The sequence below is a fragment of the Mycolicibacterium wolinskyi genome (assembly GCF_002101965.1).
Lineage (GTDB): Bacteria > Actinomycetota > Actinomycetes > Mycobacteriales > Mycobacteriaceae > Mycobacterium > Mycobacterium wolinskyi.
Genome location: NZ_LQQA01000005.1, coordinates 170,893 through 193,695, shown reverse-complemented (window position 1 = coordinate 193,695; position 22,803 = coordinate 170,893). Strand labels below are relative to the sequence as shown.

26 protein-coding genes are annotated in these 22,803 nt (G+C 66.2%); 11 read left to right on the top strand and 15 right to left on the bottom strand.

Annotated features, from left to right (window positions below; all coding sequences use genetic code 11):
* Positions 1-301 precede the first annotated feature (301 nt).
* The 6 genes from AWC31_RS02855 to pstS all read right to left on the bottom strand — a co-directional run bounded on the left by AWC31_RS02855 (position 302) and on the right by pstS (position 6,068).
* A complete protein-coding gene (locus AWC31_RS02855; protein WP_085142485.1) occupies positions 302-1,369 on the bottom strand; it encodes a helicase associated domain-containing protein in 1,068 nt (355 codons plus the stop codon).
* Positions 1,366-2,109, bottom strand: a complete 744-nt coding sequence (locus AWC31_RS02850) for a response regulator transcription factor (protein ID WP_085142823.1) — start codon at positions 2,107-2,109, stop codon at positions 1,366-1,368. Before AWC31_RS02850 ends, AWC31_RS02855 begins: the two co-directional genes overlap by 4 nt.
* A gap of 70 nt (positions 2,110-2,179) precedes the next feature.
* Positions 2,180-2,956, bottom strand: a complete 777-nt coding sequence (pstB, locus tag AWC31_RS02845) for a phosphate ABC transporter ATP-binding protein PstB (RefSeq protein WP_085142483.1) — start codon at positions 2,954-2,956, stop codon at positions 2,180-2,182.
* Between the two features lie 12 nt (positions 2,957-2,968).
* The gene (pstA, locus tag AWC31_RS02840; protein WP_085142481.1) at positions 2,969-3,874 is read right to left on the bottom strand and encodes a phosphate ABC transporter permease PstA; all 906 of its coding nucleotides are present in this window, start codon (positions 3,872-3,874) and stop codon (positions 2,969-2,971) included.
* Positions 3,871-4,839 (bottom strand): phosphate ABC transporter permease subunit PstC, encoded by a 969-nt coding sequence (gene pstC, locus AWC31_RS02835; protein ID WP_085142479.1) that lies wholly within the window; start codon positions 4,837-4,839, stop codon positions 3,871-3,873. The genes pstA and pstC overlap by 4 nt, the downstream gene beginning before the upstream one ends.
* A gap of 95 nt (positions 4,840-4,934) precedes the next feature.
* On the bottom strand, positions 4,935-6,068 hold the full coding sequence (pstS, locus tag AWC31_RS02830) for a phosphate ABC transporter substrate-binding protein PstS (RefSeq protein ID WP_085142477.1): 1,134 nt from the start codon (positions 6,066-6,068) through the stop codon (positions 4,935-4,937).
* A 212-nt stretch (positions 6,069-6,280) separates the two neighbouring features.
* Between pstS and AWC31_RS02825 the strand changes: the two genes are divergently transcribed.
* The 3 genes from AWC31_RS02825 to AWC31_RS02815 are packed head-to-tail and all read left to right on the top strand — an operon-like array spanning position 6,281 to position 8,001.
* Positions 6,281-6,964 (top strand): arsenate reductase/protein-tyrosine-phosphatase family protein, encoded by a 684-nt coding sequence (locus AWC31_RS02825; RefSeq protein ID WP_085142475.1) that lies wholly within the window; start codon positions 6,281-6,283, stop codon positions 6,962-6,964.
* Between the two features lie 16 nt (positions 6,965-6,980).
* Entirely contained in the window at positions 6,981-7,646 is a 666-nt protein-coding gene (locus AWC31_RS02820) for an arsenate reductase ArsC (RefSeq protein WP_085142473.1), read from the top strand.
* Entirely contained in the window at positions 7,639-8,001 is a 363-nt protein-coding gene (locus AWC31_RS02815; RefSeq protein ID WP_085142471.1) for a DUF3349 domain-containing protein, read from the top strand. Before AWC31_RS02820 ends, AWC31_RS02815 begins: the two co-directional genes overlap by 8 nt.
* Positions 8,002-8,066: 65 nt before the next feature.
* Here AWC31_RS02815 and AWC31_RS02810 read toward each other — a convergent pair whose 3' ends face one another.
* Entirely contained in the window at positions 8,067-8,420 is a 354-nt protein-coding gene (locus AWC31_RS02810) for an ArsR/SmtB family transcription factor (RefSeq protein WP_085142469.1), read from the bottom strand.
* An 85-nt stretch (positions 8,421-8,505) separates the two neighbouring features.
* Here AWC31_RS02810 and AWC31_RS02805 point away from each other — a divergent pair, with 85 nt between their 5' ends.
* The 8 genes from AWC31_RS02805 (at position 8,506) to AWC31_RS02775 (ending at position 15,013) form a co-directional block, all read left to right on the top strand.
* Positions 8,506-9,834 carry an NAD(P)-binding domain-containing protein gene (locus tag AWC31_RS02805; RefSeq protein ID WP_085142821.1) on the top strand — a complete coding sequence of 443 codons (1,329 nt, stop codon included), beginning with the start codon at positions 8,506-8,508 and terminating at the stop codon, positions 9,832-9,834.
* Positions 9,831-11,075, top strand: a complete 1,245-nt coding sequence (locus AWC31_RS02800) for an MFS transporter (protein ID WP_085142466.1) — start codon at positions 9,831-9,833, stop codon at positions 11,073-11,075. The genes AWC31_RS02805 and AWC31_RS02800 overlap by 4 nt, the downstream gene beginning before the upstream one ends.
* Complete coding sequence (locus tag AWC31_RS02795) at positions 11,072-12,151, top strand: flavin-containing monooxygenase (RefSeq protein ID WP_085142464.1); 1,080 nt, start codon at positions 11,072-11,074, stop codon at positions 12,149-12,151. Before AWC31_RS02800 ends, AWC31_RS02795 begins: the two co-directional genes overlap by 4 nt.
* Entirely contained in the window at positions 12,148-12,969 is an 822-nt protein-coding gene (locus AWC31_RS02790) for an alpha/beta fold hydrolase (RefSeq protein ID WP_085142462.1), read from the top strand. Before AWC31_RS02795 ends, AWC31_RS02790 begins: the two co-directional genes overlap by 4 nt.
* Before the next feature lie 205 nt (positions 12,970-13,174).
* Positions 13,175-13,570, top strand: a complete 396-nt coding sequence (locus AWC31_RS37730) for a hypothetical protein (protein ID WP_234816689.1) — start codon at positions 13,175-13,177, stop codon at positions 13,568-13,570.
* Positions 13,567-14,004, top strand: a complete 438-nt coding sequence (locus AWC31_RS37725; RefSeq protein ID WP_234816688.1) for a hypothetical protein — start codon at positions 13,567-13,569, stop codon at positions 14,002-14,004. The genes AWC31_RS37730 and AWC31_RS37725 overlap by 4 nt, the downstream gene beginning before the upstream one ends.
* Positions 14,005-14,191: 187 nt before the next feature.
* Positions 14,192-14,410 carry a hypothetical protein gene (locus AWC31_RS02780; protein WP_085142460.1) on the top strand — a complete coding sequence of 73 codons (219 nt, stop codon included), beginning with the start codon at positions 14,192-14,194 and terminating at the stop codon, positions 14,408-14,410.
* Positions 14,411-15,013: a hypothetical protein gene (locus AWC31_RS02775; protein ID WP_085142458.1), complete on the top strand. Its 603-nt coding sequence runs from the start codon at positions 14,411-14,413 to the stop codon at positions 15,011-15,013. It abuts the gene before it with no gap.
* Here the strand turns inward: AWC31_RS02775 and AWC31_RS02770 are convergent.
* From AWC31_RS02770 to AWC31_RS02735, 8 genes are all read right to left on the bottom strand, one after another.
* The gene (locus AWC31_RS02770; RefSeq protein WP_085142457.1) at positions 14,969-16,057 is read right to left on the bottom strand and encodes a hypothetical protein; all 1,089 of its coding nucleotides are present in this window, start codon (positions 16,055-16,057) and stop codon (positions 14,969-14,971) included. The two genes, AWC31_RS02775 and AWC31_RS02770, sit on opposite strands and share 45 nt — an antisense overlap.
* Position 16,058: 1 nt before the next feature.
* Complete coding sequence (locus tag AWC31_RS02765; RefSeq protein ID WP_165765888.1) at positions 16,059-17,123, bottom strand: type II toxin-antitoxin system RelB family anti-toxin; 1,065 nt, start codon at positions 17,121-17,123, stop codon at positions 16,059-16,061.
* 214 nt (positions 17,124-17,337) lie between these two features.
* Positions 17,338-17,604, bottom strand: coding sequence for a helix-turn-helix domain-containing protein (locus AWC31_RS02760; protein ID WP_085142454.1), 267 nt, complete (start codon positions 17,602-17,604; stop codon positions 17,338-17,340).
* A gap of 435 nt (positions 17,605-18,039) precedes the next feature.
* Positions 18,040-19,461, bottom strand: a complete 1,422-nt coding sequence (locus AWC31_RS02755; RefSeq protein ID WP_085142452.1) for an FAD-dependent oxidoreductase — start codon at positions 19,459-19,461, stop codon at positions 18,040-18,042.
* A gap of 91 nt (positions 19,462-19,552) precedes the next feature.
* Positions 19,553-19,981, bottom strand: coding sequence for an arsenate-mycothiol transferase ArsC (locus tag AWC31_RS02750; RefSeq protein WP_085142450.1), 429 nt, complete (start codon positions 19,979-19,981; stop codon positions 19,553-19,555).
* A gap of 3 nt (positions 19,982-19,984) precedes the next feature.
* Entirely contained in the window at positions 19,985-21,106 is a 1,122-nt protein-coding gene (gene arsB, locus AWC31_RS02745) for an ACR3 family arsenite efflux transporter (RefSeq protein WP_085142448.1), read from the bottom strand.
* Positions 21,103-21,480 (bottom strand): ArsR/SmtB family transcription factor, encoded by a 378-nt coding sequence (locus AWC31_RS02740; protein WP_085142446.1) that lies wholly within the window; start codon positions 21,478-21,480, stop codon positions 21,103-21,105. Before AWC31_RS02740 ends, arsB begins: the two co-directional genes overlap by 4 nt.
* 142 nt (positions 21,481-21,622) lie before the next feature.
* A complete protein-coding gene (locus AWC31_RS02735; protein ID WP_085142444.1) occupies positions 21,623-22,636 on the bottom strand; it encodes a DUF3644 domain-containing protein in 1,014 nt (337 codons plus the stop codon).
* Between the last annotated feature and the right edge of the window lie 167 nt (positions 22,637-22,803).

Genomic DNA, 22,803 nt, shown 5'->3' with positions numbered 1-22,803 from the left:
CGGCGGTCGAGCACAACGACACCACCGGAATGCGTGACGGGACAGTCAAATTCGCCAGGCGGCGAGCCGACACTAAGCAGGCACGGACGGCACGGTTGATGGTTATGGTCGTGCTGCTGCGCATCTGACTTGGACAAGTCTGGTGTTGGTCGCGATTCAGCGGGGCGATTACAGGCCTGCCGCCCGGTTCGGCTGATAGATCTTGGCCACGTAGGCATCGATGCTGAGAGCCGCGACAGTGCATGTGGCGTTGTTCGGGGATCGGCCGAGGCGTATGCCGGGGGATTGCCTGGCTATGCACCTATGCATTCCATGTCCACCCTGGCAGCGCCTCAAGCTGGGTAACTCTTTGCCGTGGCATGCGGCTACGGTCATAGGAGTCACGTTGGGCGCGTGCCCAGTCTCCGACGGGATAGCCGTCGACGGTGTAGCCCCGTGGCGGGTTGGCGTGTCCATGCTGTTCGGTGTAGCGGCGCAGCGTGTTTAGTCCGCGCTGCCATTGATCGTCGAGTGGTGACCACTGCCAGCCCGGCAACGCCTCCAGCGCGGTGATCTGTTCGTCGGTCAGGCTGCCCTGCCGGTATTGGTGGCGTTTGCGGGTGACCCACCACCCGAGCCGGAAGCCGTCGATGACGGTGTGTTGGCTCGGGGCTGCGTGACGGTTGTCCGCGGCATAGTGTGTGAGTGCTTCATAGCCGTGGGTCCACTGGTCGTGTTGTCGCCCCCAGCTGAAACCGGCGAGTTCTTCGAGTGCGGTGACGCGCTCGGCCGGCAATGCGTCGGCTCGGAAGTCTTCTCGGCAGCGCTGCAGCCACTGACCCAACGGATAGTCGTCGATCCGGGTGTCGCGGTCGACGTCATCGAGGCTGCCGTGACGCTCGATGAAGCGGTGAGCGGCCAGAATGCCGTGCCGCCATCGGATTTCGTCCTGATCCCAGGTCCAGTCCCGAAGCGTGCCCAGGAGCTCGATCTGTGTCTTGGTCAGTTGACCGTTGAGGTAGGCGCTGCGTTGTGCGGCCGTCCACGCCTGCAGATCGAGGCCGTCGATGACGGTCGTGTCGAAGACATGGGTGGTGCGATGGCTTCGGGCATAGGCTTGCAGGATGTCAAAGCCGTGGCGCCAGCTGCCGTGTCGGGAGAATCCCCAGTGCCAGCCCTCGATGCGCTGCAGTGCTTTGACCCGATCGGCGTCCAGTTCGCCGTTCCAGTAGGCGTCACGGCATTGCGCCACCCACTTTCCGAGGTCGACCCCGAATGCGCGGACCCGCTGTCCCACCTCAGCGTTGCCGCGCAGCTCACGGTAGGACTGAAGCGCCCGCAGGGACTTCGTCCATTCAGCCGTACCGGACGGGGTCTGGGCGGAACTCACGCGTAGATCGACGGCGCCAACCGGTATCCAGCGCCGCGGATCGTGCGGATGAACTCGCCGTGTTCGGAGTCGACGCCGAGCTTTTCGCGTAGCCGTTTGACGTGGACGGCCACGGTGTTGGTGTCAGAGACGCGACCCCAGACCGCGTCACTGATCTCCTCCGAGCTCACCACACGACCATGCTGTCCGATGAGAAACACCAACAGTTCCAGTTCACGCTGGGTGAGCTGGATGTCGCGGCCACGGACCCTGGTCTCGTACTTGTCGGAGTCGACATGAATGGGACCGGCGATGTGAATGTGGGCTTCGTCGCCGCGCTTGTCGCCGTTGAGCGCGAACGGCGCGATCGCGGCGATGTCGTAGGGCCGTGCGATGACCGCCGACGCGCCCGCTGCCAGCACCTGACGCACCAGGTCGTCGTCGCCGGGATCGGAACCGACGAGGATCGGCAAGTGCCAGCGGCTGCGCACCGCGCTGGCGATCGCCACCGCGTCCACGGTGTCGGTGTGGGCATGCAGCACCAGGGCGTCAGGCGGCTCGGCACCGACAGCGAGCAGCGCCTCGGCGCCGTCGCTGCACCACGTGGTAGCGATGCCGGCCCGGGCCGCATCGTCCATGAGCCGGGCCGCGATCGCCGGATCGGTATCGACGAGCACCATGCTGCCGCGTGTCGGCCCTACGGCCGCACGGAAGTTCGCTGACCCCGTTGTCGCGTCAGCGCGCCGCACCTCGATCGTCAACTCGTGTCGCCCACCCTTCTTGTCACGCTCCCCATGCCCCCTGCGCGTGACGTGCATGCGCTTGGATTGCTTAGCCGAAGCGGCCTGAGATGTAATCCTCGGTCGCCTTCTGGTTGGGGTTGGAGAAGATCTTCTCAGTGTCGTCGACCTCGATGAGCCTGCCCGGCTTACCGGTGGCTTCGAGGTTGAAGAACGCCGTCTGATCACTCACCCGCGCGGCCTGCTGCATGTTATGCGTGACGATGACAATCGTGTAGTCCAGCTTGAGCGTGGAGATCAGATCCTCGATCGCCAGCGTCGAGATCGGATCGAGCGCCGAGCACGGCTCATCCATCAGCAGCACGTCAGGCTGCACCGCGATGGCACGGGCGATGCACAACCGCTGCTGCTGACCACCGGACAGCCCACCGCCCGGCTTGTCCAGACGGTCCTTGACCTCGTTCCACAGGTTCGCGCCTTTGAGCGAACGCTCCGCGACCTCGTCGAGGGTCTTCTTGTTGCGCACGCCCTGCAACTTCAGGCCGGCCACCACGTTGTCGCGAATTGACATGGTGGGGAAGGGATTCGGACGCTGGAACACCATGCCGATGGTCTTACGCACACCCACCGGGTCGACCCCGGCACCGTAGATGTCCTCACCGTCGAGCAGCACCGAACCCTCGACACGGGCCCCGGGAATGGCTTCGTGCATACGGTTGAGCGTGCGCAGCACAGTCGACTTGCCGCAACCCGACGGACCGATGAACGCGGTCACACTGCGCGGCTGCACCGACAGCGCGACGTCGGCCACCGCATGGAACGACCCGTAGTAGATGTTGAGATCTTTGAGATCCAGCCGCTTGGCCATATCAGTGAACTCCTAAACCCTGTTACGCGTCAGGTATCGGTTGACGAGCGCAGCAGCCAGGTAGAGCGCTGCGACGATGAGTATCAGTGTGAGCGCCGCGCCCCAAACCCTAAGCACGCCCGCTTCTTCCGGGTTGATGAGTTCGGTGTAGATCAGCAGCGGCAGCGAGGCCATGTTGCCGTCGAATGCGTCGAAGTTGATTGACCTGCTGTAGCCCACCAACACGAGCACCGGCGCGGTCTCACCCATCACCCGCGCCAGCGCCAGCAGGATCCCGCTGAGCATGCCGGGCAGGGCTGTCGGGACGACGATCCGCACAATCGTCTTCCACTTCGGAACGCCAAGCGCATAGGAAGCCTCGCGAAGTTCGTCGGGCACCAGCTTGAGCATCTCTTCGGTATTGCGCACCACCACCGGCAGCATGAGCAGCACCAAGGCCAGCGACACGGCGAACGCGCTCTGCGGCAACCCGAGCGTGCTGATCCACAACGCGAAGATGAAGAGCGCGGCCACAATCGAGGGCACACCCGCCAGGATGTCGACCATGAAGGTAGTGACCCTGGCAAATGTTCCCCGACCGTACTCCACCAGATACACAGCAGCCATGACCCCGAGCGGAACCGACAACACGGCCGCGATCAGAGCCTGGATCAGGGTGCCGTAGATCGCGTGGTAGACACCACCGGCGAACTCTTCGGGCAGCACACCAGCCAGTGAGTTGGTCCACCAGGTCGACAAGGTCATCGCCCTGAAGCCCTTGGCCACCACGGTGTAGAGCAACCAGCCCAGAGGAATGACGGCAATCAGAAAGCACGCCGCGAACAGAGCGGTTGCGATGTTGTTCTTTAACTTGCGAGCAGTGCTGACCGGATGGAACGTGGGGGTTTTTACCGGCTGTTCCAGAGTTGCTGTTGTCATCCTCCGCTGACCCTTCCTCCTGCTGCCAACCGGGCCAGCGCATTGACGACAAACGTCAGCGCAAATAACACGAATCCGGCGGCGATGTAGGCGCCGGTCGGCAGCGGTGCGCTGAATTCCGCTGCCGCCGAAGCGATCTTGGATGCGAATGTGTAGCCGCCGTCGAACAGTGACCAGTGGCCGGCTTGAGCGGCGGTCCGCAGGATGATGAGGATCGCGATCGTCTCCCCGAGCGCGCGACCCAGACCCAGCATCGATGCGGCGATCATTCCGCTGCGCCCGTAGGGGAAGACGGTCATCCGGATCACTTCCCACTTGGTGGCGCCCAAAGCCTGGGCAGCCTCGATATGGCCACGCGGAGTGAGCGCGAAGACCTCACGGGTGACCGAGGTGATGATCGGCAGGATCATGACCGCCAACACGATGCCCGCGGTGAAGATGGTGCCGCCGCCGGCCAGCGACACGTTGCCCTCGGAGAACAGGAAGAACCAGCCGAGGTTGTCGTTGAGGAAGGTCGCGACCGGGGTGAGCCAGGGGGCGAGGACGAAGATGCCCCACAGGCCGAAGACGATCGAGGGCACCGCCGCCAGCAGGTCCACCAGCATGGCGAATGGACGGGCGAGGCGCTTGGGCGCGTAGTTGGTGAGGAACGCGGCGATACCGATGGCGATCGGCACCGCGATCACCAGCGCGAAGATCGAACTGAGCACCGTGACCTGGAACAGATCGCGGATGCCGAATCTCAGATTGTCAGCGTCGGTAGTGAGGAACTCGGCGCTGGTGATGAAGTTGGCTTGATTGGCTTGAAGCGATGGGATCGCCTTGATCAGCAGGAACAGCGCCATCAGCACGATCATGCCGATGATCGTCGCACCCGCCGCGATGGCGATCGATCTGAATATCCTGTCGCCCCAACGGTTGTGGCTGCGGTGCGGCACGGTGGTGCGGCCAGGTTCAGTGGGCATTGCGGGAGTATCCCCGATCTGCCGTGGGCTCGTCGGGGTTGCCGACGAGCCCACAGCGGTCGAGTCTGGTGTGACGGCCATGGAACTAGGAGTTGCTAGGTCGTCGCGTTGATGGCGTCGACGGCGGTGGTCAACCGTGTCTTGAAGGCCTCGGGGACCGGAATGTATCCGTTCTCCTCAAGGCCGGTCTGGCCGTTGCCCAACGCCGAGTGCATGAACGCCTTGACCGCCGTCGCCACCTCGGCGTCCGGGTACTTCGAGCACACGATCTCGTATGCGGCGAGCATGATCGGGTAGGAACCCGCCTCGGTCGGCTTGTAGAACGACGCGGTGTCGAGCACCAGGTCGTTGCCCTCGCCCTTGAACTTGACGCCGTCGATCGCCTTGCCGGCTGACTCCACGCTCAGCTTGACCGGCTCGGGCCCGGCGGAGGTGATGATGTCGGCGATCGACAGGCCCTGGGCCTTGGCGAACGACCATTCGTTGTAGGTGATGGAGCCCGGGGTGCTCTTGATGGCCGCGGACGTGCCCTCGTTGCCCTTGGCGCCCTCGCCGACCCCGCCGGCGAATGACTTGCCCGCACCCTTGCCCCACGCCCCGTCAGAGGCTGCGTCGAGGTATTTCTGGAAGTTATCGGTGGTGCCCGACTCGTCGCTGCGGAAGATCACGTTGATGGGCTCGGCCGGCAGGGCGGCGCCCTCATTGAGTGCCTTGATCTCAGGGGCGTCCCACGTCTTGACGGTGCCGTTGAAGATCTTGCCCAGCGTCGGGCCGTCAAGCACCAGGGCATCGACACCAGCCACGTTGTAGGTGACGGCGATCGGCCCGAACACCGCGGGCAGGTTCCATGCCTCACTGCCCCCGCAACGTTCTTTGGCCTTGTCGACTTCACCCTTCTCGGCGCTCAGCGGTGAATCCGAACCACCGAAATCGGTCTGTCCACCCAGGAACTCCGACACACCGGCACCCGATCCGCTGGAGGTGTAGTTCAGGGTGAAGCCGGGGCAATCCTTCTCATAAGCGTTGATGAAGCGCGTCATGGCGTTGGCCTGCGCGGTGGAACCGCTCGCCTTGAGCGCTTCTTTGCCTCCGCAGTCGCCGGCCGCGGCCGAGCCACCGGTCTCGCCAGATCCCGAGGAGGTGGTGTTGTTGTCACTGCCACACGCCGACAGCATCAGGGCGCCAGCGGCCAACAGGCTCAGCGCAGCGCCAGATCGTTTGGCCTTCACGAAGCTCCTTCAATACGAATGCGGGTTGACGCGGTGATCGAGCAGAGATCGCGCCAAGCAGGCCATTGCTGCTCGGCTGTGAACCTAGGGGCTCTCAGTGAACCCACAGCGCTACTCAGATGAACGGTAGATGAACCACCTCTGCGACACCTGACACCCAGGCAGGAGCGAGTTGACAAGACGGATTTAACTCAACAAATATTGAGTCAATAATGACTGACTCAAATTCGTCGTTCGGACGCACTTCGCGGCGCGCTGCGATCCACGCGGCGCTCGCCGACCCGGCACGGCTGGCCATCGTGGACCTATTGCTGCCGGCAGACGCCTCGCCGAGTGAGTTGCGGGCCGGTCTGAACATGCGGTCGAACTTGATGGCCCATCACCTGAAGGTGCTTGAGGAAGCCGGCGTGGTGACGCGCACCCGCTCAGAGGCTGACCGCAGGCGAACCTATCTTCGCCTCAATCACGATGCCCTGGAACAGCTGGTTCCCTGCACCCACCGCACCGCTGCCCGGGTGGTGTTCGTCTGCACCCAGAACTCAGCGCGCAGTCAGATCGCGGCCGCCATCTGGAATCGGCGCAGCCCCATTGCGGCCACGTCGGCGGGCACGCACCCGGTGGGAGCCGTGCACCCAGGCGCACTGGCCGCCGCGCGCCGCCACAACGTGCCCATCACGCCCTGCCATCCCCGACATCTCGACGACGTCCTCGCCCCCGACGATCTGGTAATCGCGGTGTGCGACAACGCCCATGAAGAGCTACCGGCCAACCTGGTTCGGATGCACTGGTCTGTCGCCGACCCAGCGCGCTCCTCGACGCCCGACGCCTTCGACGCCACCGTCGAAGAGCTGTCCACACGCATTGAGCACTTCTTGCCATCACTGCAACCCGCCTGAACAGAAACGAGCCGCCATGTCCGACAACACCGCCACCCACCTGCGTTCCGACCTTTCCATCAACCAGAAGCTGGCACTCAAGACCGCTGCGACACGTCTGGAATCCGAGTTCGTCGAATCCTTCGGCGTAGAGACGATCGAGCGCTTCCTGCACTCCTCCTACGACCAGTTCGCCACCCGCGCATCAGTCGTGAACTTCCTCCCGCTGCTGGCCGAACGCTTCGCCCGCCAGCGACTTCACGCGCTGGCAAAAGTGGAGGGCAAAAGCCATGACGGCAGGCCGACGGTGCTGTTCTTGTGCACCCACAACGCCGGCCGCTCGCAAATGGCCCTGGGATTTTTCACCCACCTCGCGGCCGATGCCGCCGTGGCCTGGTCGGGCGGATCGGAACCGGGCAACGAGATCAACCCCGCCGCAGTGGCCGCGATGGCTGAGCGCGGCATCGACATCTCCGGCGAATATCCCAAGCCGTGGACCGACGAGATCGTGCAGGCCGCCGACGTGGTGATCACCATGGGATGCGGTGATGCCTGCCCGGTCTTTCCGGGCCGCCGCTACGAGGAGTGGAAGCTCGACGACCCGGCCGGCATGGGCGTCGATGCCGTCCGCCCCATCCGCGACGACATCGAACGCCGAGTCCGCACCCTGCTGACCGAACTCGGCCTGCCCACCCATGCGTAACCGACTGCGCACCGCACCACCTTCGCCCGTTCGTGCCGCGACATCCGATATCGGCAGTGTCCCAACCCAATCCGGCGGGCGCCTGCGGGGTGCCTTCGCGAAAGCGATCGGCTGGTTGCGCACCGGCTACGCCGAGCAGGCACCGACGGGCCACTCGCCTTTGATAGCGCTCTGCGGTCCGGTCACGTTGAGCGAGGGCGAGATCGGCCGCGCGGTCACGATGGTCGGCGACGGCCCGGCGTCAGGCGCTGATATCGACGTGGCAATCGCCAAGGTCACCAATCGGTTACCGACACCGCATCAGCGCGATGCAGTCAACCGGGCACTGCACAGAGGTCGCTATCGTCACAGTTGATGGCATTGATTCCGGCACGCTGCTGATCATTCGGCGAGCGCGTCGCCATGCCGCGCCACCCGGTTCTATCGCGCGGCGATCAACGCCGCAACGCGGTTGAGCGCGGTGTCGTTGACGCGGTAGTAGGCCCATTTGCCGCGCTGCTCGCGGCTCACCAAACCGGTATCGACGAGCAGTTTCATGTGATGGGACACCGTCGACTGCGACAGCCCTACCGGGTCGGTGAGATCGCACACGCATGCTTCACCCCCGGCCGAGGCACCGATCAGCGACAGCAGTTTCACCCGGGCGGGATCGGCCAGCGCCTTGAACACGGCGGCGAGCCGTTCGGCCGCCGCGGTGTCGATGACGCCGCCGGTCAACGGCGAGCAGCACGCCGCGATGTCGGCGGGAGTCACCGCGGCGCTTGCGCTGGTCATGAGCCCAGTATGACACACCCATTGACAAACATCGATGTATCGAGCATTGTCGATGCATCGATGGTTGTCGATTTGAGGAGTGGAGATGTCCGACCTACCCGTTGTTGTGATCGGTGCCGGCCCGCAGGGCCTGTCTGCCGCCGTGCATCTGCTCGAACGTGGCCTGGAACCGGTGGTCTTTGAAGCCGGTGGCGGCCCCGGTGCCGCGGTCGAGCAGTGGTCACATGTGCGGACCTTTTCGCCGTGGCCCGAGCTTGTCGATCCCGCTGCTGCCCGGCTGCTGGCGCCCACCGGTTGGGTTGCACCGGGGGCCGGATATCCCACCGGGCGCGAGTGGATCGACGGCTATCTGTCCCCGCTCGGTCAGGTGCTCGGTGATCGGGTGCGCTACCGCACCAGGGTCGTGGGCGTCTCGCGCCAGGGCCATGACCGGGTGCTCAGCGCCGGCCGTGCCGAGGCCCCGTTCGCCGTGCGAATCGCCGATCGCGACGGGAACGAATCGCGTGTGATCGCCCGCGCGGTGATCGACGCATCGGGTACCTGGTCACAGCCCAATCCCGCTGGCGCCGACGGCCTTCCGGCGATCGGAGAACAGGCGGCAACGGAAGCCGGGCTGGTGAGCTACATCCCGGCAGCCCGCAGCCAGGCCGCCGAGTTGTCCGGCCGCCATGTCGTCGTCGTGGGCAGTGGCCACTCGGCGATGACCGCGGTGATCGAGTTGGCCGAGGTGGTGCGCGGCGATCCTTCGACGCGGGTGTCGTGGCTGTGGCGTCGCGGCACTGTCGACGACACCTTCGGCGGCGGCGAAGCTGACGCGTTGCCGCAGCGCGGCGTGTTGGGCGTTCGGGCCCGTGAGGCCGTCGACGCCGGACTGGTCAGCCTGCACACCGGCTTTCGCACTGACCGCATCGATCTCGTTGAGGACCGAGCCGTGCTGGTCGCCGATGACGGCCGTACGCTTCCGCCGGCCGACCAGGTGGTGGTGCTGACCGGGTTCCGCCCCGACCTGTCGTTCCTGTCCGAGATGCGCCTGGAACTCGATCCGGTGCTGCAGGCCCCGGCCAAGCTGGCCCCCGAGATCGACCCGAACGTGCACTCCTGCGGCAGCGTGCCCCCGCACGGCGCGGCCGAACTGTCCCATCCCGACGAACCTGGGCTGTATCTGGTGGGCATGAAGTCCTACGGGCGGGCACCGACGTTCTTGGCGCTGACCGGGTTCGAGCAGGTCCGCAGTGTGGCCGCCGAACTGGCCGGCGATCATGACGCGGCGCGACGCGTGGAGTTGGTGTTGCCCGAGACCGGGGTGTGCAGCGGCGGCGGTCTGGCTGATGACGCCGATGCCGCCAATGTCGGGGGCTGCTGTAGCGCTGCAGCCGCAGCGCAGCCGTTGACGCTGGACCCGATCGGCGGATGAGCTCACCAACCGGTGTACACCCGCGGGCGCGGCCGCCCGGCCCGCGCTCCGTGCTGGTGACGCTGTGTGTCACTGAGATCGTCAGTTGGGGTGTGCTGTATTACGCCTTTCCCGTGCTGTTGACCCAGATCTGCCGCGACACCGGGTGGCCGGCCTTCTCGGTCACCGCCGCGTTCTCGGCCGGGCTGGTCACTTCGGCGGTGGCGGGCATGGTGGTGGGCCCGCTGCTGGACCGCCACGGTCCCCGGTGGATCATGACCGGCGGCTCGGTGCTGGCGGTGGCCGCACTGCTCGCGGTGATCGCCGCCCCCAACTACGGGTGTTTTGTGGCGGCGTGGGTGGTGGCGGGCGTGGCGATGAGCGGCGTGTTCTATGCGCCGGCGTTCGCAGCGCTCACGCGGTTTTTCGCCCCCAATGCGGTGCGGGCATTGACGGTGCTGACGTTGGTGGCCGGGTTCGCCAGTACGGTGTTCGCTCCGCTGACCGCCGCGTTGGCGTCCCATTTGGATTGGCGCAGCACCTATCTCGCACTTGCGGTACTGCTGGCGGTGATCACGATACCGGCCCACTTGCTGGGGCTGCGCCGCCCGTGGCCGGCCGTAGCCCACCACCCCCACCCGGTGCAAGCACCCACCCTTACCGCGCGCACCCGATCTTTCCTGGCCCTGACGGCAGCGTTCGCGCTCTCCGCGTTGGCGTCGTATGCCGTGGTCGTCAACCTGGTCCCGTTGATGGCCCAGCGCGGGATCAGCACGCAGGCCGCCGCGGTGGCCCTAGGCCTGGGCGGGGTGGGCCAGGTGCTGGGCCGCCTGGCCTATCAGTACCTGGTGCGGCGTTTCGGTGTCGTGACCCGCACGGTGCTGATCATGGCCGTCGTGGCGGCGAGCACCGTGTTACTGGGAGTGTTCACGTCGCTGGCCGCGCTCATCGCGGTGGCGATTGTGGCCGGCATGGTGCGCGGCGTTATGACCCTGCTGCAGGCCACCGCGGTCACCGAACGGTGGGGCGTAACCCATTACGGCTACCTGAGCGGGATTCTGTCGGCACCAGTGATGTTCGCTACCGCACTCGGGCCGTTCATCGGCGCCGCGCTCGCAACTGTTCTGCACGGCTACGCCGCCATGTTTGTGGCCCTCGGCGCGGTCGCGGGCTTGGCCGCGGTGCTGGCCGCCGCCACGAGTGTGCCCGCCCCGTACCCAACCCGCGTCTCTGTAACGCCAAAGGAGCCGTCACCGCGATGAACACTGGGGCTTCCCATGCCGCAATCGTCATCGGGGCGGGCCAATCCGGCCTGGCCGCCGCCGCAGCGCTGCAACATCGCGGCCTGCGGCCCATCGTGGTGGACGCGCGCCCCGACCCGGGTGGATCCTGGCCCGACTACTACCACAGCCTGACCTTGTTCAGCCCGGCCCGCTACAGTGCGCTGCCCGGCATGTCCTTTCCCGGTGACCCAGACCGCTATCCCCGCCGCGACGACGTCATCGACTATCTGCGCCGCTACGCCGCGACACTGCAGCTCGACATCCACACCAATACCCTCGTGACCACGGTCACCCATGACGGTGAGGGGTTCACCGTCACCACCGCCACCGGCCATCACTGGCATGCCCCGATCGTGATCGCCGCGACCGGCTCCTTCGCCAAGCCCTACATACCAGCCTTGCCGGGAGCCGAGACTTTCACCGGCCGGTTGCTACACGCCAGCGACTACCGTGCCTCCGACCCGTGGGCAGGTCAACGGATTGTGATTGTGGGAGGCGGCAATTCGGCGATCCAGATCGGAGCCGAGCTGGCCACGCTCGCCCACGTCACCCTCGCCACGCGACGCCAGGTTCGGTTGGTGCCGCAGCGCCCGCTGGGCCGTGACATCCACGTCTGGTTGACCCGAACCGGCCTCGACACCGCCCCGGTCGGACCCTGGCTGGCCCGACCGCCCACGGTCCCGGTGTTCGATCAGGGCCGCTATCGGCGTGCTCTCGGCGCCGGCCGACCCGATCGGCGTCCGATGTTTCGCCGCCTTGACGGGGATACGGTGGTGTGGCGGGACGAAACCCGCGAGCAGGTCGATGTCGTGCTGTGCGCGACGGGTTATCGACCGGCGCTGGACTACCTCTCGGGACTGGGGGCACTCGATAACCACGGTGCACCCCGACAGCGACGCGGCTTGTCGACCACCCACCCCGGCCTGGGGTTCGTGGGCGTGGAGTGGCAACGCTCATTGTCCTCGGCGTCGCTGCGGGGCGTCGGCCGCGACGCAATCTATGTCGTCGACAAACTCTTGGCACACAACACTTCCAAGCGTCCGGTGCACCGATGACCAGCAACCGAGGCTGGGTGCGCGGCGGTATGGTGACCTCAGCCGACGGGACCGAAATCACCTATCTGACGCGGGGCCGCGGCCCAGTCATCGTCGGGCTGCACGGCGGGCTGGGCACCGCGCTCAGCCTCATGCCGCTGGCCGGCCACCTCGCCGATCGGTTCACCGTTGCGCTGGTTAACCTGCGCGGCCACGGCACGAGCCAACGCGGCTGTTCGGCTCCGCACATTGATCGCTACACCGAGGATGTCGGGGCGGTCATCAATACCGTGGGCCCGATCGAGGCGCTGTTCGGCTACTCGTTCGGCGCGGTGATCGCCCTCGAAACCGCGCTATCCGCACCAGAACTGGTGCCACGATTGGCACTCTACGAGCCACCGCTGCCGGCCACCTATCCCACACCGGACCGGGCCTGGATGGCCCGGATGCTCGACCAAGGACGCTACGAAGAACTGGTCCTGCACGCCCTGGCGCAGGGCGGCGGCGGCCTGTCACCGGCTGAGGTGGCAGGTGCGCGGGACAACCCGCTGTGGCTGTCGAATGTGGCACATGCCCCCACCCTGCTGCCCACCATGCAGGTACTGGCCGAGATCCCCGCCGACGTGCACCGCTACGCCACGCTCACGACTCCGACCACACTGATATCGGGCACCACGAGCGCGACATTCCTCCACGACGCCATCGGGCTTCTCGCCGAAGTGTTGCCGCACTCGCGCCGCGTGCAGCTGGCCCGGCAAGGCCATCACGTGGATCCTGCCCAACTCGCCGTCGTGCTGGCCGCTCTCACCGACGGCCCTACCGGCCGGCCAGTGCGGTGAGGCAGCCAACCAGGCGCCCCTAGCGACCCGAACCCCGCCGCTGCGCCGCGCGTGGTGCACGCGGTGTCGGTGTTGGCTGCCACACTGGCCGGTAACGCCCGTACGGCGCCAACCAGCGCCGTGCTCACCGGCACTGGTCAGACCGGCACCCGATCCACACAGCGATCGGCGCGGGGAAATGGTGCGGCTCAATGCCAGGTGGGTTATGGACAGTGCCGTGATCGAGGGAACCATGCCGGCCGTAGTGGTCTCGGCGCAAGAGTTGCGGGCCTGGCCGACCGCCGAGGTGGCTGCCACGAGGTTTCGGTCCTGTGGGTGCAGCGTCGAGATGTTTCCGCGCGCCCACCGGCCCAACCGCAGGGTGCAAGCACATTTCGCCACCAAACGGTTGCGACAACACACCAACTGCACGCTGGTCGAGGAGACCGCCGCCGCCGGTGTCATCACCGCGGCGGCCCGCCCGGCCGGCTGCCCGTGCTGCACCCGACCCCCGCCACACCTCACGCGGGACACCACCGCCAGCACACCCCGATATCGCACGCACCTCGGGCAGTGCGGTGGCCCGATCGATCCGCGTTCGCGGCGGCTTTTTTGGCCATGAGCGACGAGCAACGCCGACAGGCACCGATCGAGTTGCCTGGCGTCAACGCCGATCGCTACCAGTTCGCGTTCAAGGGATTACCCCGATGGGACATCGTCAGGCTGGCGCATCGGCGGGTGTTTCACGCCCAGCTGCGCTGGACCGGCCACATCACCGATGTCGACGGGTTTTTTTGGATCGAGCTCTACGCCGGCGGCGGCTACGACCGCGACACCCGCCGGTTCGCACAGCCCTGGACGTTGGCCCTCAATCACCGTGACTGGACATCGGGACAGCGCAGCCATTTCCGCGACGAGTTCGCCTCGGTAGCCGGCGCCGCGCGTGAGCGCGCCGTGACACCGTGGGCATTTGCACTTGCCGACCAGCACCCCAGCGACCACCCGCAATTATGGGTCGCACGCCGCGCCCATGTCGCGTTCTTGCCCGGCGATTAACGTGGCGCTACCCGGTCGCTGACGTCGCCGTTTCCCGGCCGCCGCCTGCCTGCACCCGGCGATCACCGAACGCGATGGCGCCCAACGCGTTTCACCGCCGGGAACGTGTCCGATACCGCCGATGCGCGACCCGGACTCGTTCATCGAAACTGGCTAATATTATTAATAATCTTGGTAGCGTGAGGCTATGAGGCTGTTGCGTCCGGTGTGGGGGCCCCGCACGATCACGACGGTGTACCAGGTGTCGGTGCCCAAGAAGCTGCTCGATAAGGTCAATTTGGGTAAGCACGACGAGGTGCGTTTCGCCGTTTCGGCCGAGGATCCCAACATCATCTGTATGTTCTCCGACCGGAGGGCGACCTTGACACCGGCCGGCGAGGACGAAGTACATGCGGTGGTGAGCTGAATGGCACGGGCAGATCTGCTCTCGGTCGGCAGCGCCCAGGACGACCTGGGTGCCGCGGCTGCCGTCGCTGCCGGATGGAGCGGGCTGGTGTTGCCGCACCTGACGCTCAGCGGTTTTTCGGTGTTGCCGGTCGTCGACCTCGACGAGCAGGTGGTGGGGCAACGTCTGCGCGACGGGCAACCGCCGCAAACCGACGCCTCGACGTTGGCGGTGTGGGAAGGGTGGGACGCCGATCTCGGTCCGATGCCGCCGCGTTCACCGCTGTCGATCGTCGGGTTCATCAGTACCGCATCGCCCCGTCGGGCGATCTATGCGTTGGACGTGTTGGCCGGTTACGGCGCGGGCTTGGTGGTGTTCGACGGTGTGCGCGGGCCCGCGGCCTGGACGGTACGCGAATGCGAGATGGCCGGACTGGCGGTGGTCTGGCACCACGACGGCGAGAGCACCTGCGTGATGCCGGGACGCCCCGGGCCGATTGCCACCGCCCGCCGCACCGTGGCGACCCGCCAGAAAGAAGAGCTTGTGTTCGCCCACGCGCTGCGGGCCGGAGTCCTGGGTTTAGCGGTGGATGGGCTGCGGGGTGGCGCGTACCCACGCGCGTAGCGCCGGCGGGTAGCGGCGCGGCCGCCCCGACGGGGTCGGGATCTCGTCATAGCGCAACTGCGCTTGGGCGCACAGCGTCTGCCAGCGCGTCGCCGGGTCGGGGTCAGCCATCAGCCCGGCGGCGATGGCGGCCAAGGCGGCCACCGAATGCTCGAAAGCCGCCGCCGGCGCATCGACTGCCGTGGTGATCCAGTCCAGGGTGCGCCCGGCGCAGATCACGCAGCTGCAGTGCCACAGGGTGCTGTCGGGATGGCGGGTGTGCAAGTCGGCGATCAGCTCAAGGTGCTTGTAGGACATAAGGGCGGGCACGAACGCCGAGGGAGGCGGTGTGAAGCCGCCATCCTCGTCGCCGGGAGCCGGTCGCGGATAAATATGGCGATAGCGTGCTTGGGTCCCCACCGATACCGCCGCGGCGCCATGGGCCAGCGCCCCCAACGTCGAGATGTCGGACAGCAACAGCAGCACCGCAACGTCGGCGCGCAGGACCTCGATGAGGCCGGCGACGGCCGCCTCGCTGCCCAGCGGATCGTTTTTGTGTTCGAGCATCACCGCCACCGGCCGCCCCGCGGCAGTGATGGCATCCAGCAGCGCGCCGCGGTCATCGGTCAACCAGCTCAGCGCCAGCGGCAACGCGGTGATGACCTGGTCGGTGCCGGCGGCGAACCCCAGCACCGCCGCGAGCGCAGCGGGGTCAGCGGCGGGGATGTATCCCGAATCGGTCAGCGCCCATTGGCACCCGGCCTGAAACTGCATGTTGATCCAGCCGGGATCCATCCCGGCCGCGCCGATGCTGCGGTTGCGGCCGCTGTAGCGGTGGGCATCGGCCAGGACGCTGGCATCGGCGTTGACCGCGCGGATGGCGCGGATGGCGGTCTTGGCGGCCGCCGCGTTGCGCGAGGTCAGCACCGCCCCGACGCCGGCCTGCTGGGTCAGCGGCGCCAACCGCGCGGCCATCGATGCGGGGCCGTGAGCCATAAATCCCGGCCCGAAACCGGGCAGGCGTCCGGCGAAGTCCAAGTTCAAGGGCTCAGCGATCGGTTGCACGTTAAGACACCTCACGTTGTTGGTAGGTCGTGCGGTCACCGCTGCCCAGTAACGTCTCGGCAGTCAGCAATGCCAGCCCCGGACCGGCCGCGTCAATGGTGTCGCCGCGGCGATGGGCCGCCAGGATCGAATCGAGCAACCGTGCGCGACCGTGCGGGATCGGCACCGGTTCCACTGTGTGCCAGCCCAGCTGCGACAGTTTGATCCGGAACTCGCGGAACTGGCGGTCACTGATCAACTCCAGTGTCTTGGCCCGCTGAATCAGCGCCGCGATCGAGATCTTCCACTGCACCTTCAGCTCCATCAGACGGCTGAAATCCCGGGTGGTCAGCCCGGCCAATTGGGGAGCGATCTCGGCGGCCGGCACCAGAAACTCCGCGGCAAACGCATCGGCTTGCTGTTCTTGATCCTCGCCGGGCAGCACGTGCATCAGGACATGGCCTAGTTCGTGGGCGATGGAGAAGCGTTCCCGGTCAGCCGACATCCCGGCGCGCACCACCATGACCGGGGCCTTTCCGGCCGGCCAGGTGCTGAAGGCGTCTTGAGCGACGGTGTCGAACTCGCGTATCACCACGACCACCCCGGCCCGATCCATCAGCGCGTGCAGATCCTCGATCGGGCCGACGGGTACCCGCCAGCGGCGGCGCAACATCTGTGCGACGCGTACCGGGTCGCCATCGTAGGCATCGATATCCATGCGCTCGATGTCGCAGGCCAAGTCCATCCCAGCGGTCAGCGCGTCCACACTGATCCGGGTCAGGTGACTGACCGCCTCCACCCGTTTGGCCGCCCCGGCCGTCATCCGGCTGCGGCGGCGCCGGTGAAACATGCACGACACCTCGGGTTGCTGTTGCGGGTCGTGATTGGTCAGCACCACCGCCGGACATCCCAAGGCCTCGGCCACCGCCTGCAGGCGCTCGCCGCCCAGGTCGACCCGCCCGTTTTCGACCTTGGAGATATAACCCTGCGTCACATCGGCCGCGGCGGCCAGATCAGCCTGCGACCACGACTTCGACTCCCGCAGCAGGGTGACCATGCGGGGATTGGCCGACCCCGGCGCTACCACACCATCACCAGATGCATAGTTCGAGACGATAGCCCGCGGCACCGACACCGAACCGGACGACACGCCCGGCAAATACTCTCCAAAATATTCACGCGATCGGTCGGAGTGACTCGTCGGCGGGGGCGGCCACCGAGGACCTATCGTTGCGGGCGCGCGGCAACCTGGGGCTTCGGCCCGACCGAAGAAGCGAGCGCGGCGCGGCATCCCCCGGGGCTCAGCCGCCGGCAGGATCATCAAGGAGTTCGCCGGCCGATACTGCGAGCACCTCGGCGAGGTCATAGAGGCGCTCGAACAACAGTCCGCGTTTGCCGTGCTCAACGTGGATCAGTACGTTACGGGTCACCCCGGGCTCCAAGGCCAGAGCCTCCGGGGTGAGCCCGCGCTCCAGGCCCAGCATCCGGATTCTGCGGCCCACCGCGCGTCGGCGCCGGGCCCACAGGGCGGCTCGTTCGGGGTCGGTCTGACTGGGTCGGGTCGGCACGCCACCAGTAGCAAGCCACGCGACACAAGCCTCTGCCCTACTAGTAGTGCTAACACGATCCCGATCGGCGCTCGGCCCACCTCCGACGAGCAATGCCGCTGGTGACGCCGAGGCGAAGGGGCCACGCCGTCTTCAGTAGCGGCGCCACACGCGCCGGCGGCTCGGCCGACGGTCACACCCCCAACCGGCACGTGCGCACCGGACTGAACGAGCCCAACGGAGGTATCGCTAGTGGCACATTGGAGCAGGCGGGGTTCCCGGGGTGGCTGTACCGAAGTGCCGGTTTGCGGGGACTGTGGCCGGCCGCGCAGGATGTGGGTGACCGCCAACTAGACGCCAACTAGACGCCCTCCATTGCCCCCTTGGGGCTTCGCCCGCAACTGTCGGCCGGGTGCTACGTTGCTCCCCGTACGGGCCCTATCAGCTACCCCAGTACTAGGTGGTGGGCTGATGAGCACAAGCGATCGACCGTGTTTTACGCGTCCACGCTTGTGCGGCGATCTGCGTTGCGTCCCATGGCGATCCAAGCGGCGGGGTGTAGGAGAGGTCTAGCTCGCTAAGGGCGTCGACAGTCATGGAATGAAACAGGGCGGTGGCGTAGGTGTCGACCCGTTTGGCAACTTCTGCGCTGCGCTGCCCGACAAGTTGGGCGCCCAACAGCGTGCCGGTGTTCTGGTCGCCGGTAATGCGGATGTGGATCGGAGTGGCGCCCGGGTAATAGGCCTTGTGGTCATCGGCGGCGGATGCGGTGGTCACTGGGACCCAGTCGCGGTGCGCGGCGAGCGCTTCATGGTCGCGCAGCCCGGTGCGGGCCGCGACCAGGTCGAAGACTTTGACCACTTGGGTGCCCAGGCTGCCGGCGAACCGCGCCGCGCCGCCGATGGCGTTCTCCCCGGCGACGCGGCCCTGTTTGTGGGCGGTGGTGCCCAGCGGCAACCATGTCAGGCCAAGGAGCCGGTGGTGGGTGTGCACACAGTCGCCGGCGGCGTAGACGTCGGGCAGGTTGGTGCGCATGGCCTCATCGACCACGATCGCGCCTTTGACCCCGAGTTCGGCGCCGGCGTCGGCGGCCAACTCGACGTCAGGGCGAACGCCGACCACGACGAGAACGAAATCCACGGTGCGGTCGAAAGTTTCGCCCTCGTGGGTGGCAGTCACCGTCAGCCCACCAGTGCTGTCGAGGGCGATGGCGTTGACGGTGGTTGTGGTGAGGACCTCGACGCCATGACGCTCGAGTTCGGTGTGGATCAGGGCGCCCAACTCTGGGTCGACGGTCGGCAAGACTTCGGGTAGGGCTTCGATCTGGGTGACCTGGATGCCGCGCAGGGTGAGGGCTTCGGCCATTTCCAGGCCGATGTAGCCCGCGCCGATGATGACCGCGGTTTTCGGATCCCGCTGTCGCAGCGATTCCATCACGGCGAAGGTGTCGCCCATGGAATGCAGCAGGTGCACCCCGTCGGCCGGACCGAGCGCCTCGGCGCCGGTGAGTCCGGTGAGAGGTGGGCGGGCAGAGACGGCACCGGTACCCACAATCAGTGCGTCGTAGCCGAGTTGTTGGGGGGTGCCAGTGGGGTCGAGGACATCGAGGGTGTGCTCGTGTGCGTTGATCTTGGTGGCGGTGGTGTCGGTGAGCACGCGCATGCCGGTGGCGGCCAGGTCGGCCGCGGTGCGATGGGCGAGGTTGGACCAGTGGGTGACTTCCCCGGAGACGTAGTACGGGATGCCGCAGATGGAGAAGTTGGGGTAGGCGTCGGCGACCACCACGGTGACCTCGGTGGCCGGGTCGAGTTCGCGGATGCGCAAGGCCGCCGAGATTCCGGCGTCACTTCCGCCGATGGCAACAACGTGTTTGGGCATGGCTCGTCGCTCCTGAGGCACGGTGGGATGCGTGGTCTAGAAAAGTGCGGCGCGGGGGCACTCGGCGGTGAATGCTGCGCGGACCGTACGGCTAGTTGCGGTCCGGGTTCTGTAGCCGGGAGGCGAGTTCGGTGACCCGCGCAGCGATGTCGTCGCGGATCAGACGCATCCGCTCGATGCCGTCGATGCCGCGCTCGGAAGGCTCATCAGTGGCCCAGTTCTCAAACTGAGTGCCGGGCACCGGATCAACCTCGGCTTCGCGGCCCAGGGTGACGACCAGATCGACGTTGTTGATGAGGTCGAGGTCGATCGGTTTGGGTGTTTCGCCGGTGATGTCAACACCGACCTCGTTGAGCACCTCGGCAGACAGCGCGTTGATGGCACTGCCAGGTCTGGTTCCGGCCGAATAGATGTCGACCGTGTCACCGGCAACCTGGCGCATCAACCCGGCCGCCATTTGCGACTTGCCGCCGTTTTTCACACACACAAACAGCACGGACGGCTTTATCCGCTCCGTCATGGGCTACGACTCCTTCACATCGGCCGGTGACGGCGGGTCGGCGGGGAGGTGTTGTGACGTGTGGTGGGTGAAGCGGCGCCGCAGCGCCAGGGAGACATAGACGAGGGCGACGAGTACCGGTACCTCGATGAGCGGGCCGACGACACCGGCCAGCGCTTGTCCGGAGGTGGCGCCGTAGGTGGCGATGGCGACCGCGATCGCGAGTTCGAAGTTGTTGCCCGCCGCGGTGAACGCGAGGGTGGTGGTGCGCTCATATCCGAGGTCGAGCACGGTGCCGAGCAGGTAGCCCCCGCCCCACATGAGCGCGAAGTAGGCGAGCAGGGGCAGCGCGATCCGGGCGACGTCGAACGGGTTGTTGGTGATCTGTTCTCCTTGCAGGGCAAAGAGAATGACGATGGTGAACAGCAGCCCGTAGAGTGCCCACGGCCCAATCCGGGGCAGGAACCTGGACTCGTACCAGTCGCGGCCCTTGGCTTTCTCGCCGAGGCGGCGGGACAGGTAGCCGGCCAGCAGGGGGATGCCCAGGAAGATCAGCACGGATTTGGCGATCTGCCAGGGTGACGTGTCGATGGTGGTCTGTTCCAGACCCAGCCAGCCGGGCAGCACCGACAGGTAGAACCAGCCCAAGACCGCGAACATGACCACCTGGAAGATCGAGTTCAGCGCGACCAGCACGGCGGCGGCCTCGCGGTCACCGCAGGCCAGGTCGTTCCAGATGATGACCATGGCGATGCAGCGGGCGAGTCCGACGATGATCAGCCCGGTGCGGTACTCGGGCAGGTCGGGCAGCAACAACCACGCCAGGGCGAACATCAACGCCGGCCCCAAGACCCAGTTCAACACCAACGACGACACCAGCAGTCTGCGGTCGCCGGTGACGGTGTCGAGACGGTCATAGCGCACCTTGGCCAGCACCGGATACATCATGATCAGCAGGCCGAGCGCGATCGGCAGTGAAATCCCGTCGATCTCAATGCTTTCCAGCGCGGTGTTCAGACCGGGCAGCCAGCGGCCCAACAAGAGCCCGATGACCATCGCCGCGCCGATCCACAACGGCAGGAACCGGTCCAAGGTGGAGAGCTTGCCGACGACCGGCGGTGCGGCCGACGTCGCAGTCTCGGTCATGCCGGCACCCCTGCCGTGTTGTGGGCGGTGCCCCCGAGCAGGACGGCCAGGCCGGCCAGCGCTTCGGGCACCACCGCGTAATACACCCACGACGCCCGACGCTGCGAAGTCACCAGGCCGGCATCGCGCAACACCTTGAGGTGATGCGACACCGTCGGCTGCGACACATCCAGTCCGACGGAGATGTCGCAGACACACGCCTCACCGCCGGAATGGCTGGCAACCGCGGAAAACAATTGCAGGCGAACCGGATCGGCCAGTGCCTTGAGCTTTACCGCCATATCCGCCGCCGCGGCGGCAGACAGGGGCTCCCGCAGGAGCGCCCCCGGAGGGCAACATGCCTCGGTCGGCACCGCCGACAATGAATTCGACATACATCAATATTGACAGACATCGATATCGGTTTACAAGTGAACAGTTACCTAACTCCGCGGCGGCCTTGCCCGTGGGTGTCGCTGCCCCACGTTTCGTCAGCGAGGGCTCGGCGAGCGGCCGGCGCTTGACGACGGTTCGGCGCTATCCGGCGTCGGGTGATGCCCGTGCCCGCAGGAAGGCGTTGTATTCGGTTCGGATCCTGTCGTAGGTTTCGTCGGCGAGCGACGCGAGGTAGCTGACAGCCTCACCCGACCACACATGCGACGCGCCGTTGCTGTGCTTCCAGGCCAATGCCGGGTTGTCACGGAGGTTTTCCTTCCACGACAGCGCTTGGTGGTCATATGTGGTCAGCGCTCTGCCGGTGCGTTTGGCGTTCACCTTCGCCAGCAGCTCCTTCTGGTTGTAGGGGTGGGTCTGATTGGGGTCGGTTTTGCGTACCACGACCTGCCCGCTGGCTGTGGGTGAGACGGCGACGACCAGATCAGCGCTGGTCATTTTCTTCACTGACTGCAGATTGATGTCGTAGATGGTGGCCACCCGGGCCAGATCGCCGCCCGCGGCCTCGGCTTCGTTCATCAACCGGCGCAGGTCCTCGATGAACTGCTGCACCTCGGCGATCATCGTGGCGTTGTTGTCTACGCGCATGAACTGCACAACGTCAGCCGGGGCCGTCGCGCCCAGCGGCAGTAGTTGCCAGGTCATGGAATCGGCGAGGTCCTTCTTGAACTTGGCCAGCATGAAATCTCGATAGTTCAAGACGTTTTGCTGCAGGAACGGATAGATGACCGCGCCCAATCCCTGCGCGTTGTAGAGGTGGATGGCCCGATCGCGATACTCGGTGAGCGCCTTGACGTTGGCTGCCACCGCGGGCCCGTCTATCCCTGCCGGCCACAGCGAGTGCCCTCCAACCCGGCCCAACGCGTCGTCGAGCCCGATCGATCGATACTTCTCACCGCGTTGTTTGGGATAGAAGATCGTACGGCCGCTTCGGCGCAGGGTCGCCTTGAGCGCGAGTTCCCAGGCATTGACGACCAGCATCACGGCAAGTTCATCGCGATAGGTCATCTGCGGTTTGTTGTATACCTCGATTGCGGCCAGCATCGCGGCCAGCGAGTTGTCCACCAGTCGCTTGATCGACACGTACGGCGCACCCATCGACGTTCCCTCCAGAGCTCGTGCACTATGTAGTGCCCACCCAGCCCGACAGTGTCGGTCACCACAAGCGCGTCCCGCATGCAGAATCTCGAAATTGCCTGCAACACCGCCTACACCGAGCAAAGGGCGATTCGTCAGGCAGGCGAACGGTGGCCGAGGACTACGGC